Here is a 13,536-nt window from a genome sequence, read left to right on the forward strand (position 1 = left end):
AAGGGAACAGAAGCTGCTCCCTTCTTTTGACTTTATTACTTTCTCTTTGCTATCTCTTTCTGGATTTCCGGAAGTCTTTTTTCCAGGTCAAACCGCATGGCAAAAGCAAACAATATGATAAACAGAATAAGAGGAATATAGATGCTGAATGTATATATTGCCTGAATAACAGCAGGTGATACAGTAGTTGCAAGCCCGTCATAAGCTGCAAGTCCAAGGCACCATCCAATTATTGAAGCTCCGATACCTGAGCCGACTTTATTACCAAAACTGCATGCACTCTGAGCTGTAGCGACCATTCTTCTGCCATACTTATATTCATTATAATCTATCGCCATGGCGGACATAACTCCCATAAGGCACATCATTGGAATGTTTGCGAAAGTTCCAAAGCATGAAAGAGTGGTGTTATAAACAAAATGAGTTGGGTTAAAGAGTCTTAATTCGTTCAAATAAACTCCGACCAAGCCGTGACTTATATATACAGGATTAGTCTCATCATCGAGGATGAGCTTCTGATAACAAAAGCCTGCCGGAACACCTTTACATCGAAGAAGTGCGGCAAGCAAATGAGACTTAGCATGACAGATACCGTGACCAATCTTCAGAACAAAAGCGTGTCCGCAAGAGCCTTAACCTCCGGTTTATCAAAGTCAATAACCTCATCATATTTGAGATATTCGTTAATATCTTCCGTTGATGCTGTTTTATTTCCATAGCTTTTACCTATTACCTTGAATGCTTTTTTCATGTATATCTCCCTTGAATGTTATCATTTTTGTTTCCAACGCCCACAACCAATGAGCCAGGCTGCAAATGCCAATATGCTAATGATCATCAATCCAAAACTATAGGGCATCCAAACAAACATGAACCTGTAGCTAATATGCGAGATTATAGGAATCAAAATCAGCAAGGTCAAAATAAATAATCCACCGCATATGCATAATTTCTTTCTTTTATATTGCAGCAATAACGCGATGTACAAAATCAAAAGTATTCCCATTACAAATAAGAAGTCTTGAAGCTCGTGACCTGACACACAAAGTCCAATCTTTGCATTCATTCCCATGTGCATCCCAAAAATGCCGTCAGCTATTCTTGTGGCGATATCACCGGCAGAAGCAGATAAGACAAAAACCCCAAGATCACGCTCTCTCGAAATAATGACCTGCGTACTGAAATTAGGATTGTTTTCCCCATGGTGTACAGTCTCCGGATATAGATTCCAGCCTGCATAGTAATTGTTCGTGTCTGTTATCGGAAAAGAGCCAAAATCAATATTTCCCCTGACATATCTCATCCATTTGACCAGATCAGTAGTATCCGACACAAGGTAACCCGCTGCAGTATTTCCATAATAAGTTGGAGCATCATATTTCCATGTTCTAAAAAAGCCTGCCTTACGCCCAGCAAAGATACGCTGTCTGTCAGAATCGGTAATCCTGAAAAATGACTCATTCATTCCTACATCTTTAAGAACAGTCTCGGTAATATAATCCTCATATTTTTGCCCAGTAACCTTCTCGATAATAAGTGCAAGCACATCATAATTGATTGTTGCGTATTCATGAACTTCGCCGGGTGCGTGAGCAAGTTTAACATCAGCGATTTTTCTAACTGTCTCCTCTATGGTTATCTCACCTTCGCTGCCCTCCGGGATAAGTGATATTGTCCACACCGGAATCCCGCTTGAATGATCCATAAGATGTCTGACTGTGACTACAGCATCGGAGCCTTTATACTGTGGTCTGAACCAGTCTATATAGTCTGTGACAGGCGAATCCGGATCAATCAAACCTTCTTCCTCAAGATTAAGGATTCCAAGTCCTGTGAATGCTTTTGTTGTAGACCCCAATTCAAAAAGCGTATGCTCATCCACAGTTTTCCCATCAATGTCACAATGTTCCAGAAATACATCTTCATCGCCGTCAATTATTCCTACAGCAACAGCCCTGTTATGTGTCATACTGCAAATTCTGTTTATATATTCCTGTTCATTTTGCTGGGTATATTCTTTTGAATCGTAATGTAAAATTAAAAAGATAGCCGTCGTAGCTAACATAATTATCAGAAGTATTCTTCTGAGTATTATTTTGATTCTTTTCATATATTCTCTCAATTTAATGTATCGAACAGATCCTCATCTTCTTGTTTATCGTTAGAACGCCCCACGCCTTTCTATTTGCCGGAGATGCCGGCGGAATGAATACGCCCTCTCTTATTACGCTGCTCTCTACCCTGCCAAGGTTCGTGATGCAATGGCCGTCACGCTTTTCATAGCCGAACATCTTGCTGCCGACAAATCTGCCGGCTTTGCTATCAAAGCTTCCAAGAGTCGATATAGCTATGGCATCGAGAAGCTCAGGATCCATATTGAAATAGCACGAGAGAACGAGCATCTCTCTATCGGGCTTACTGATGATGCTCCTGACTTCATGATCTACGGCTTTGGCGAGTTCCATGATCTCAGAACTTCTCTTCTTAACCACCACTCCAAATGCAGTAGCATAATTTCCAAGAGCACCTTCTTTATAGTTTTTAATCTTGTTCCTTATGTCGGAAGCTATGACCACCTTATCTGTACCCTCATCGATCATCATCTTGGCGATAAGATAGTCGTTGAGCGATACGCCATTTCCCCTGCATAAATCAAGGAGCGTATCAAGCTCTTCTCCGTCTACATTCTTTATCTCGCGCTTTATATCCTGCTTTGAATCATATTCACGCTCAAACTTAAGGTACTCATCGTAGCTAACCTTATGAGCTTCTTTACGCCACTTTTTATTGGAATTCTCTATCAGCATCTTGCTGATAAGCCCAAGGTCACTGCCGCTTGGAAGATCATCAAGACTTTCCATAAGCTTCTCGAAGGCGTATTGCGGCCGAGCACCGTTCGAATAATAATCCGCAAACTCCTGCACCAACTGGAGAAGGCCTCTTCCATCACAAAGAAGATGATGAGTTATAAAAAGAACCCTCGCTCCGCTCTCAGAAGGATAAGCAAAGACCTTGAGCAGTGCCTCCTTTTTAACGTTCCACCCGGCTGAAGATACCGCATCATAATCGGTCTGCCAGTTCTCGCCTGCCTCTTTTATGGTTACCGGAATCTCAAGTTCCGGATGCTCCTCATAATATATCACGGAACTTCCCTGCTCCTCTGCTATCAGACTTGTCATAAGCGGATGAGCTGATTTAAGAACACCTATACCCTCGATGATCCTGTTCGCATCAAACCCCGCCCCAATCTCTGCCATGATGCCAAAATGCATATTCGGACACATATAGTGCGCCCTTTCCGTATATAAATATTTCCTATCTGCCATGAGTCTGTCTTTCCTCTTATTAAAAATTCATTTCCAGTTCCAGGCAATCCCAGGTTTCGCCGTTTATCTCATAGGTATCGGTATCCGGAAGATCTTTAAATCCAACTGCTTTGTAACAATAATATGCCGGCTCGTTGTTCTTAAATACACCCAAAGACACCTTTTTTGCACCATATATTTCTTTTGAAAAAACAAGCCCCAGCTGAAGCATCCTTTTGGCATAGCCTTTGCCTCTGATTTCAGGTTTTACAATTACAAAACCAAACCTTAATTCATCATGAGACTTACTCGGCCTTCTCATTGTGAAAAAACCGACTATCTCATCATCGTCTACTGCCGTAAATGCCATCAGATTGCTTACTTCATTAAACTGTTCCGCTGTAAGAGGGAAGCTTCCAAGTACTCCTGCTGTCCACTTGTAAAATGCAGCTTCATCACTTGTCCAACTTAAAATTGTTTCCGCATCATTTTTATTATATGGTCTAAGTCTTAACATGTGTTTATCCTCCATTTCAATCCTCATAGACATATATATATAAGTTGAAATACGAATGGATTAAGAATCACGCACCATATCTCATTCACCCTGCTTTTGCCGGTTCCAGATCAGAGTGCTCCACGGTAAGATTTTTGAGCCAGCGCTCTTTTTTCAGCCAAAGATGGAATATTCCAATCTTTACAATATCCAGGATTTTTACACAAAGATACATCTGCACGGGACCGATATTAGTGTATCTGCCGAGCAAAAGCAGCATGGGCAGCATTACCATTATCGTTATTCCGGCATCTGCATAGGCGCCCATCTTTGTATCGCCGCCTGCTCTTGCAACTGCCTGCTGAGCGTTAATGAATACCCATACAGGCATGAAGAACGACATAAGTATTACCATGTTTCTGGAAATTGTAATGGCGTTGGGACTAAGTCTTACATAAACAATCGGTACAATAAACGTAGTTGCAAAACCCACGAAAGTCATGGCAAATCCAAAAACAGCAGAACCTGACAAAAGCCATGTCTTTTCCCTGCGAGCCTTATCAAGATTACCCTCTCCCAGGGTCTTGCCGATTATGACACTTGTTGCTGAGTATATTCCGCTAAATGCAACAAAGAAAAGATTGCCTATTGCAAAGCTTGAAGCCATTCCGGAAACCACATCGGCGCCGCCCCTGCCATTGTAGATAGCTGTAGTTAAGGTCTCCGAAAGAACCCAGGTCATCTCGCAGAACAGCATCAAAGCGCCCTTTTTAAATATATCTCTAAATATACTACCATCAATTCTAAAGTCTCTGCCAACATTAACAGCAAACTCCGGACTGACCTTAAAATATATAATAGCAAAAATTATAAACTCCAGGGTCCTTGCAATTACTGTGGCAAGAGCTGCTCCTCTTACTCCAAGTGCAGGAAATCCCAAGTGGCCATAAATAAGCAGGTAGTTGAGCACTGTGTTTGTGAGCGTTGCTATAACGGTCACGACAAGTGGGGTCTTCACTTTTCCCATATCTCTAAGTGAACTTGCAATACATACCGAAAGTGTCATCGGAGCTCCGATAAGTGACATAATCCTGATGTACTTTACAGCTTCATCAAGAATGAGCTCTGCCTGCGTATTTCCAATTAACATAAGAGAAAGTATTTCTCTGGGATATACCAGGCAAACCAAAAAGTACGGAATCATTGCCGCGAAGCTGATTATCACCTTAAAAAGAAAGGCCTGTTGCATTCCGGACTTGTCCTTCGCACCAAAGAACTGAGTCAGGAAAATGCCGCCTGCCATGCTAATTGTGCTGACAAATACCATGAAAATAAAAAGCACCTGTCCTGCCACGTTAACTCCTGACATGGATATATCTCCAAGTCCTGAAACCATAAAATTATCTATCAGTGAAACCATGCTCTGTATGAGCTGCTGAAGCATTATCGGCACAGCTATAGCAAGAGCACTTATATAGAATTTCAAACTTCCAAATACTTTATTCTTTTCCCTCATTTTCTTATACCTCTTTAAATGAATATCTCATACCGGAAATATACAGCCAAAATAGAAACAGCCCCATCATTACACTGATTTGGGGCTGTTCTGCACTTATTTGATAATCAAAAACAGTTTTATTTTCTTACCTGCAACTGCGCAAATGAGACATAGTGTTTAACATCGAATTCTTCCGGAGCGTTTTCATTAAGCATCCGGAAATGCTCCTCATCCCATGCGCGGAGCTGTGATTCATCCATTGCTGCTCCAACTCCTCTGCAGGCGCGCATGCGACCATGCCATCCCTCTCGGGTGAATGGTACATTCACCCGAAACTCTTCACGGAGTATGATATCAAAACAATCCGCCAGTTCTTCCGGAACATAAACCGGATGAACTGTATCTCCGTAGGAGGACCAGTTAGGATTGTGTTTTAAGATAATCTCCTCGCTCCTTCCGGCAATCGGATTCTCATAAGGAAGCCATCCCATATACAGAATCAGCAGCTTCCCTCCGGGCTTCAGCATCCTCGCATATCTCCCGGATATCACCTTTGCGTCCAGATACCAGATACATTGGCAAATGGTTATAACATCAAAAGTATTATCCGGATAATCAACCTCTTCCGCAGGACAGGCATAAAACTCAATATTCATTCCCTGCTCGGCCGCAAGAAGCTTTGCCTGCTCTATCTGATTCTCTGAAATGTCGGTTCCGATCCACTTGGCGCCAAACTTATACATATTCCGCGGAAGAACCCCTGTCCCGGTTCCGATATCCAGAACCTTTTGTCCATCCTTGCAAAGTCCCAGATCCAAAATTCGCTGATAAAACTCTTTAGGATATATATCCCTGTATTTTGCATAATCCTTTGATGTATTTCCCCAGTCGAAAGCTTTTCCGTTATCAATGTCTGAAATTTGCATGGTTTTGGTTCCTCCGTTTTTTATTTATACTGCATCCTCTTTAAGGGCTTCTATGATGTTGTCATCTTTGATCTTACTGATACTGAGAGCCATACTGAGTCCCAGAATACCAAATACAGCGATCGTTGTGACAACGTACATAAGAAGATCCGGATTGAAGGTGTGCAGCCTTGTGTCGAAAGTTGTAAACATAAGGTAGCTCAGCAAAAGAGATATACTAATTCCCCAAACAAGTGCCTTAATTCCGTAAAGAAGCGTTTCAAGCCTTATCATTTTCTTAAAGCCGCTGTTTTCAAGGCCTACTGATTTGTACATTGCAAACTCTTTTCTCCGAAGGAGCACTCCTGTTGAGATTGTGTTCACAATATTTGCGATAGCGATCAGTGTAAGAAGAATTGTGAACCCATACATAGCAGTCTTAAGCATAAGTGTTATGGTGTCCATAGCCTTTACTGCATCTGTAAGGTCTCCGCAGTAATAGCTGTGATATCCATCGCTTTCCAAAAGTGCGTAAATCCTGTCATGAACCACTTCATGATCAGCTGTTTCAACCCCCAGATCCATAGTGAGCTTATCTTCCGGCAGTACTTCTTTTGCCTTCTCATAATACATGGAAACAGGTACAAATGCAGCGATGTTACCCTTAGGTGACAGATCAAAGATCTTGTTATTTTCATCATATCTTACAAAAGCTGCAATCTCTATTGCAGGTGGATAGCCCTGTACCTTGTCGTAGTGCAGAACCTGTCCTAAGATTCCATCATTAAAGACTTCACTGGATTTCTTTTCCCTGAAATAATCGTTAAGCAGAACGCCCTTCAGAGTATCACCGTAGTATTCATTTTTGTCCAGCCCATTGTCTTCAAGGATCTTGTTAAAGTCTTCATCATCAACTATGACAACATCCATTCCGCTAAAATACAGATCTGCAAATCCGGGCAAAAGAAACTTCGAATCAGCAATATCAGTATTGGCCAGTTCTATCTGTGACTCAGGAGCTTTTCTAAACCTAAACTGGATCATGCTGGCGCTGTAAACATCATCTACGTCTTCCATTTCGCTTATAGCACTTCTTAGTCTGTCACTTTCAGAATAAGAGCATGATGCTACAAGCTGGTATGGAATGTTAATCTCATAATCATTGGCTCTTGCTATGGAATTGCAGAAATAGTTTATTGTGAGGAACAGGATCACTGAAACTGCAATAGTAGCGGTAATGACTTTTCCTTTCACACCATTTCTTTTTATGCTCTTATAAGCAAGCTCTCCTTCATATCCGAAGATTTTACGGATAATAGGATTTACACGAAGGCTCTTTGCTTTTACTTTTACCACATTGCTCTGCCTCAGCGCATCAATAGGCATAACCTTGGCTGCTCTGATAGCCGGAACAAAAGTTGAAATAAGAATAGTAAGTGCTGCAAAAAACACGATGGCTGCGATTACAGAAGGTGAACACACGATAGGTATGCTTCCTCTAAGTCCCTCTGCGCCTACAAACATATCTGCTTCAAGGATCTTGCTGCCAAGGAATGACAGAGTGATCTTTGTTCCCAGATAGCCAAACAGTAGTCCCAAAGGAATACCGATCATTCCAAGAACAAATCCCTCATAGTATATCGAAAATCTCTTTTGCTTTGCTGTAGCACCAACGCTGGCCAGCATCCCAAGGTATCTCATTCTCTCTGTGAGGGACATGCCTATGGAGTTGAAGATCAGGATAACTGATGTGGCAATAACAATAGCAAGGGCAACAGCCATCATTACAAAAAATGATCTGTATGCACCGCCACTTCCCTCAAAAGCAAAGCAGCTAAGGAGATACTCTGTATTATAGTCGCACTTTGCAATTTCATAATCTGAGGCGATGCTCTTTAATTGCTTCAGTGCAGTGTGATCGCAGTTTTTAAGCGTGATGATCACCTGATTCTTTTCTATTGTAGGAAAATAGCCTTCGTCCAATCCGCGGAGAATATCCCAGCTCCCGGTAGGTCTGTTACCATGAAGGATTGCAGTCACTGTGCAGGTCTCGGTTGAAAGAGCTTTGAACTGTTCATCTGATCTGTAATTTCCACCAAGATATATGAATCCTTCCAGTTCATTGTATGTATATCTGTAGCCCTGTTCAAAGGTAAGGGTATCACCGATTTTCAGGTCTTCCAGACCATTGTCGATCAGGAACTGCTCTTCAACTGCTATCTCTGAAGAGGTATTTGGAAGTTCACCATCGTAGTCAGTTACCACTCTCATTGTCATATAGTCATGATCTGCATGCATGGTATTTCCTACGCAGAAGCGCTCATCCTTACCACTTAGTAACCTTATTCCGGATACTGTTTCCTCTATATCGCAGAGTCCTACGCTATCAATTCTGTCGTCCTCTTTAAGCTCATTGAATTGCTGCTGCGTGATCTCACTGAACTGGGCATGTGCATTTCCATCCGACTGTATGGATATAAATCCAAAAAACTTAAAGAAAGAAAATACGCCCAGTACGATAGCGCTTATAAGAGCTGTGGATGCGGCTATGCCAAGTATCGTTACTATTGATCTCTTTTTGTTTCCAATAAGATGTCTTAATGTGAGTGTTGATACAATATTCATGATGCCATCACCCCTTTCTGCTTACTGTCGCGGGTGATCTGTCCATCCTCAATTGTAATTACTCTGTCTGCAGAAAGAGCGATCCTTTCATCATGAGTAATAATGATAACCGTCTGATTGTTTTCCTTATTGAACTTACGTAGAAGAGCTATGATTTCCTTACTGTTCTCAGAATCGAGGTTACCTGTAGGCTCATCTGCAAGAAGCAGAGCCGGATGATTCATTAGTGCCCTTCCTATAGATACTCTCTGCTGCTGACCTCCGGAGAGCTGATTGGGAAGATGTGATAATCTCTCTTTTAATCCAAGCTTCTCTACAAGGTCATTAAGCAGCTTCTTATCCGGCTTTTTCCCATCCAGCAAAATCGGAAGCGTCATATTTTCTTCCACATTCAGGATTGGGATAAGATTGTAAAACTGATAGATAAGTCCGATGTTCCTTCTTCTAAAAATTGCCAGCTTGGTCTCATCAAGCTTTCCAATATCTGTTCCTGCGATATTACAGGTTCCCGATGTAGGAACGTCTACTCCGCCAAGGATATGAAGCAGCGTTGATTTACCTGAACCGGAAGGTCCCACTATTGCTACAAACTCTCCCTGTTCTATATCAAAAGAGACGTTCTTAAGCGCATCAACTCTTGTCTCTCCTGTTCCATATACTTTGCAAAGGTTTCTGATTTCCAAAATGTTCATTTCTTTTGTCTCCCTTCTCATTCATTTGTTCCGGGATGCCCCACTAGACTCGACAGTACCTCGTCAAGTGGTCACCCGTGGCTCGTACTAAGCTCAAAAATACTTCGCTAAGTACTCTGCTCATGAGAATAGGTTATTATTTTCAACTTACAATCAAGTGACTTTTTGATTACAGTTTTGTAATATTCCGAGTCTTGTCTCTTAAATAATCGTCTTATAGAATCTCACAGAGAATCTTGTTCCAACACCTTCAGTACTCTCCACTATGATATCTCCGTGCTGACCGGTAATAATAGTTTTGGCTAGAGCAAGGCCTATACCTACACTGTCTTTTCCTGCATTTTTTCCTTTATAGAATCTTTCAAAAATATGAGTAAGGTCCTCTTCTGCTATTCCACAGCCTGAATCTTCAATGGATATTTCCTTGTAAATATTTGTGTCATTTACATTTATTGAAAGTGCGTCTCCGTCATCCATATGTTCAATGCAGTTTTTCACAATATTCTGAAGAGCTTCTACTGTCCAATTTATATCACACTTAATATCAATGCCGTTTGCAGGTGCGTTATCATATCTTGAATCAGCTGAATATTTGCATGAATAGCTAATATTCTTAAGTTCCATCTGAATCTCAAAAGGCTTTATCACTTCCTGAATCAGCGCCTCCGCTGTTACTTCTTCCGGCTTCATGGTGATTGTGCCGGCATCAATCTTGGACAACTTCAGAAGGGTTTGAATAAGCCAGTTCATTCTATCCAGTTGGTTTGACTGTGTCTGTAAAAACTGCACTCGCTTTTCCTTATCCTCCTCTGTCTTAAGAAGATCATTCATGACAATCATGGATGTCAGCGGAGTCTTAAGCTGATGACTGATATCTGCTATTGCACCCGCCAGAGCCACCTTATCTTTTGATAAAAGTTCTTTCTGATAATTCAAGGTTGAGGTGGCTTTATAGATGTTCGTCTTAAGAAGAGACAATTCACCCTCTTCCTGATCTAGTATGCCCGGAGCTTCATCTCCTGCAAGCACTTTTACAAGATATAAATTAAGAGCATCTATATCGTCGTATCTGCGCTTGGTCAAAATGGCAAAAACGCATAGTAATCCAAATCCCAATAACATCAATAAAATAAATGCGGCTATGCCACAAATCACATATCCGCATACGGAAGCAGCAACTGTAAATACAGCTGCTGCAATTATCAAAATTTTAAAATCTTTGTTTTTTAACATTCCACAATCCCCAGTCCATCTATTCCAGTTACTTTTTTGTTAAATGTCTAAAATGCACTTCTTTTCCTACTTCTCCACAATATATCCTAGTCCCCTGACTGTTTTTATAACCTGAGGATTTGTCGGATCATTTTCAATCTTATCTCTTAGTCTTTTTATATAAACAGTAAGTGTATTGTCATTTACAAAATCTCCGCTCACATCCCACATATCCTCAAGGAGCTGGCTTCTGGACATTACATTTCCTCTGTTGTTGCAGAAAGCAAGAAGAAGCCTGTATTCCAAAGCTGTAAGCTCGACCGTTTCCTCTTTTCCTGAAGACTCATCAAGCACACCAACCTTGGCTTCATTTGTATGAATTCGAACATTTTTTATCTCAAGAATTCCGTTCTCCTCAGAGCCGGAAGATGCCGCACTTTTTCCGCTCCTTCTAAGGACAGTCCTGATTCTGGCCATAAGCTCATTAATCCTGAAGGGCTTACACACATAATCATCTGCCCCCATCTCCAGGCCCATGACAACGTTTACTTCAGCATCACTTGCTGTCAAAAAGATTACCGGTGTATCTTCCTTTTCTTTGATATATTTGCAGACATCATAGCCATTTCCATCCGGAAGATTGATATCCAAAATGCACATATCAAAATTGTTTGTTTTCCATGTTTTTAGCGCATCTGCCTTAGTTCTCACATGGATAACTTCATAGCCCTCTTTTTCCAGGGAATACTTTAGCCCCATTCCTATGGCATCATCATCTTCCAACAAAAACAGCTTCATTCTCATATACTCCTTTGTTTACTCCCGAAGCATTATTATTTATTATTCATTCTTCAACAAACATCCCCGTCAGCTTCGGAACGTTAAACCTATTTATAAAAAGATTGCACTTACACAGAAATGTATAAAAGGCATGTCTGCCTTCCCCGGCGAAGGATTCATAATTTGCCTGTCCCTTTGAAAAAATAACATCTGCAGTATCGACTGCTTTCTTCGCCTCTTCTGATAGCATGGAATATGCAGTCCCTGCTATCTTGTCTCCATTTCCTATGACTTTGGCCATCTTGTCGATGCCTACGTATCTTGCATCATCCAGAGTAGCATCATTAGAAACATCGCTGCCCCTGACCATAACTGTTATATTCAGTTGCGGATAGCATTTCTTCAGCTGCTCCACTAAAAGCTTATCCAGAACAATCTCGCCGCAGTTATCCGTCAGAAGCAAAAATGACTCTGCCTTGGAACACTGTTCGCAAAAAGATTCATACGTATTCTTTTCATCATCCCGCATCTTCTTGTCTTCGAAAAGTCCAAGAAATGTATCAGTATCAACTACGTCCAGCGCTGCAAAATCAATGTAATTACCGATCCTCGCCATTACTATAGCTGTAGCCAGAGGATCCTCACTCTCATCTATTTCTTTTCGCAAATCCGCTTCCATGGAAAGCACCAGGTCATTATACTTTTTCTTTTCCTCTCTATAATCGGGAAGCGGTCCTAAATACTTTTCATGTATCTTGTTAAACTCTGCCACCAGCTGAGGGCTCGTCACATCGTCCGCCCTGTTATCAAGAATAGCCTTCACTTCTGACAGATAATCCATATTGTCCGTTTTGGCCATCTGCCTGTCATACATGCACTTAGCACAGCTATCACTAAATTTCATTATTGGTCTCCACTTTAATCCTTGCAAGATATATGCAATAGACTACCGCAACAACAATGGTAGTTACAATATAAATCTGATCCACAAGTGCGTTGTCTGCTCCAAACAATGAAAAAGCATCTATCATTGAATGAGCTATTATGCACGGCCAGAGACTTCCGCTCTTGTAAAAAACAAACGTAAGAATAAATCCCCAGGCAATAGCAAAGATCACCTGCAGGATAGTTTCAAAGCTTGTCTGTCCTGCAAATAGGTTAATTATGTGCCCCATACCAAATGTCAGTGCAGAAACAATTATAGCAACGGATGTCCTTTCCTCTGACAGCATTGCTTTAAAAAGAAATCCTCTAAATATCATCTCTTCCACGAATCCAACTAATATCATGGACAGTACTGCGCAAACCATCTCTATTCCGCGGTAGGAAAGTGCAAAGCCATCCCATAGATTACCGGTTGCCAGTATCCACATAGGGATAAAGAACAGAAATCTTCCGATGTCTCTTGGCAATGAGGCTATTCCACACTCTTTTTCAAGGTGATTCATCTTTACAAAAAGAGTAATTCCCACTGCAAAGGCATTTATGCCAAGAAGCATTGCTATGCTCTGATAGCCGAAATTCCCTTTTAGATTGGTCATAACTACGCAGTACAGAACAATCCACAATACAGCAAACCATACCCTATTCTTCTCATAAAATTTTCTCATTGCTACTCCTTTTCAATCAAATAGCTGTCCCGTTTTTGCCTCACCGGCTAAACAGCCTTTGTTATAACTATTATTATACCTGAATTATTCACGGCTTAATTACAAAGCCGCATAGTTACTGCATTTAAACTGCATATTGCTTTCACCCAATAAGTGAAGCCTTAGGGGTATTAATAAAGCCCCGATTCTGTTACAATTTTAGGTGTCGAATCAAAAACCATAACAAAAAAGAGGCTTCATATGTCTAGTTTAGATTACACAACCTTAGAAAGCAATAAGCGTTTTAAATTAAATTTTGACGGAGGTGATTTATCCTCCGATGCTGGTCTTCTCCTAATAAAGGAATTCATCAGCAAACTGCACTTTGACAAGCTGATTGACAGCATATTTCACACCAATGATTCTTCAAGCCG

Annotated in this window: 14 protein-coding genes; 1 reads left to right on the plus strand and 13 read right to left on the minus strand. The window is 41.1% G+C overall.

Features of this window, described 5'->3' with window-relative positions; genetic code table 11:
* Positions 1 to 35: 35 nt before the first annotated feature.
* The 13 genes from BLR42_RS17125 to BLR42_RS17180 all read right to left on the minus strand — a co-directional run bounded on the left by BLR42_RS17125 (position 36) and on the right by BLR42_RS17180 (position 13,123).
* Positions 36 to 452, minus strand: a complete 417-nt coding sequence (locus BLR42_RS17125; protein WP_242879403.1) for an MFS transporter — start codon at positions 450 to 452, stop codon at positions 36 to 38.
* 152 nt (positions 453 to 604) lie between these two features.
* Positions 605 to 751, minus strand: a complete 147-nt coding sequence (locus BLR42_RS23345; RefSeq protein ID WP_207648566.1) for a hypothetical protein — start codon at positions 749 to 751, stop codon at positions 605 to 607.
* Between the two features lie 21 nt (positions 752 to 772).
* Positions 773 to 2,110 (minus strand): serine hydrolase domain-containing protein, encoded by a 1,338-nt coding sequence (locus BLR42_RS17130; protein WP_091871697.1) that lies wholly within the window; start codon positions 2,108 to 2,110, stop codon positions 773 to 775.
* A 13-nt stretch (positions 2,111 to 2,123) separates the two neighbouring features.
* Complete coding sequence (locus tag BLR42_RS17135; protein WP_091871699.1) at positions 2,124 to 3,326, minus strand: hypothetical protein; 1,203 nt, start codon at positions 3,324 to 3,326, stop codon at positions 2,124 to 2,126.
* 19 nt (positions 3,327 to 3,345) lie between these two features.
* Positions 3,346 to 3,822, minus strand: a complete 477-nt coding sequence (locus BLR42_RS17140; protein WP_091871766.1) for a GNAT family N-acetyltransferase — start codon at positions 3,820 to 3,822, stop codon at positions 3,346 to 3,348.
* 85 nt (positions 3,823 to 3,907) lie between these two features.
* Positions 3,908 to 5,317: an MATE family efflux transporter gene (locus BLR42_RS17145; RefSeq protein ID WP_091871701.1), complete on the minus strand. Its 1,410-nt coding sequence runs from the start codon at positions 5,315 to 5,317 to the stop codon at positions 3,908 to 3,910.
* Positions 5,318 to 5,436: 119 nt separating this feature from the next.
* Positions 5,437 to 6,225: a class I SAM-dependent methyltransferase gene (locus BLR42_RS17150; RefSeq protein WP_091871704.1), complete on the minus strand. Its 789-nt coding sequence runs from the start codon at positions 6,223 to 6,225 to the stop codon at positions 5,437 to 5,439.
* Positions 6,226 to 6,249: 24 nt separating this feature from the next.
* Entirely contained in the window at positions 6,250 to 8,829 is a 2,580-nt protein-coding gene (locus BLR42_RS17155; RefSeq protein ID WP_091871707.1) for an ABC transporter permease, read from the minus strand.
* On the minus strand, positions 8,826 to 9,521 hold the full coding sequence (locus tag BLR42_RS17160; RefSeq protein WP_091871710.1) for an ABC transporter ATP-binding protein: 696 nt from the start codon (positions 9,519 to 9,521) through the stop codon (positions 8,826 to 8,828). The genes BLR42_RS17155 and BLR42_RS17160 overlap by 4 nt, the downstream gene beginning before the upstream one ends.
* Positions 9,522 to 9,722: 201 nt before the next feature.
* A complete protein-coding gene (locus tag BLR42_RS17165; RefSeq protein ID WP_091871714.1) occupies positions 9,723 to 10,754 on the minus strand; it encodes a sensor histidine kinase in 1,032 nt (343 codons plus the stop codon).
* A gap of 66 nt (positions 10,755 to 10,820) precedes the next feature.
* A complete protein-coding gene (locus BLR42_RS17170) occupies positions 10,821 to 11,531 on the minus strand; it encodes a response regulator transcription factor (protein ID WP_091871727.1) in 711 nt (236 codons plus the stop codon).
* Positions 11,532 to 11,577: 46 nt separating this feature from the next.
* On the minus strand, positions 11,578 to 12,417 hold the full coding sequence (locus BLR42_RS17175) for a damage-control phosphatase ARMT1 family protein (RefSeq protein ID WP_091871730.1): 840 nt from the start codon (positions 12,415 to 12,417) through the stop codon (positions 11,578 to 11,580).
* Positions 12,407 to 13,123 (minus strand): CPBP family intramembrane glutamic endopeptidase, encoded by a 717-nt coding sequence (locus tag BLR42_RS17180; RefSeq protein WP_091871744.1) that lies wholly within the window; start codon positions 13,121 to 13,123, stop codon positions 12,407 to 12,409. The genes BLR42_RS17175 and BLR42_RS17180 overlap by 11 nt, the downstream gene beginning before the upstream one ends.
* Before the next feature lie 240 nt (positions 13,124 to 13,363).
* Here BLR42_RS17180 and BLR42_RS22415 point away from each other — a divergent pair.
* The coding region (locus BLR42_RS22415) for a transposase (RefSeq protein WP_044912974.1) at positions 13,364 to 13,536 on the plus strand (173 nt) is incomplete at its 3' end.

The sequence above is a fragment of the Butyrivibrio sp. INlla16 genome (assembly GCF_900104155.1).
In the GTDB taxonomy this organism is placed as follows: domain Bacteria; phylum Bacillota; class Clostridia; order Lachnospirales; family Lachnospiraceae; genus Butyrivibrio.

Coding starts and splice junctions, on each gene's coding strand:
- BLR42_RS23345 (WP_207648566.1), bottom strand. CDS start 751: ATGAAAAAAGCATTCAAGGTAATAGGTAAAAGCTATGGAAATAAAACA.
- BLR42_RS17160 (WP_091871710.1), bottom strand. CDS start 9,521: ATGAACATTTTGGAAATCAGAAACCTTTGCAAAGTATATGGAACAGGA.
- BLR42_RS17155 (WP_091871707.1), bottom strand. CDS start 8,829: ATGAATATTGTATCAACACTCACATTAAGACATCTTATTGGAAACAAA.
- BLR42_RS17170 (WP_091871727.1), bottom strand. CDS start 11,531: ATGAAGCTGTTTTTGTTGGAAGATGATGATGCCATAGGAATGGGGCTA.
- BLR42_RS17130 (WP_091871697.1), bottom strand. CDS start 2,110: ATGAAAAGAATCAAAATAATACTCAGAAGAATACTTCTGATAATTATG.
- BLR42_RS17150 (WP_091871704.1), bottom strand. CDS start 6,225: ATGCAAATTTCAGACATTGATAACGGAAAAGCTTTCGACTGGGGAAAT.
- BLR42_RS17165 (WP_091871714.1), bottom strand. CDS start 10,754: ATGTTAAAAAACAAAGATTTTAAAATTTTGATAATTGCAGCAGCTGTA.
- BLR42_RS17135 (WP_091871699.1), bottom strand. CDS start 3,326: ATGGCAGATAGGAAATATTTATATACGGAAAGGGCGCACTATATGTGT.
- BLR42_RS17180 (WP_091871744.1), bottom strand. CDS start 13,123: ATGAGAAAATTTTATGAGAAGAATAGGGTATGGTTTGCTGTATTGTGG.
- BLR42_RS17145 (WP_091871701.1), bottom strand. CDS start 5,317: ATGAGGGAAAAGAATAAAGTATTTGGAAGTTTGAAATTCTATATAAGT.
- BLR42_RS17140 (WP_091871766.1), bottom strand. CDS start 3,822: ATGTTAAGACTTAGACCATATAATAAAAATGATGCGGAAACAATTTTA.
- BLR42_RS17175 (WP_091871730.1), bottom strand. CDS start 12,417: ATGAAATTTAGTGATAGCTGTGCTAAGTGCATGTATGACAGGCAGATG.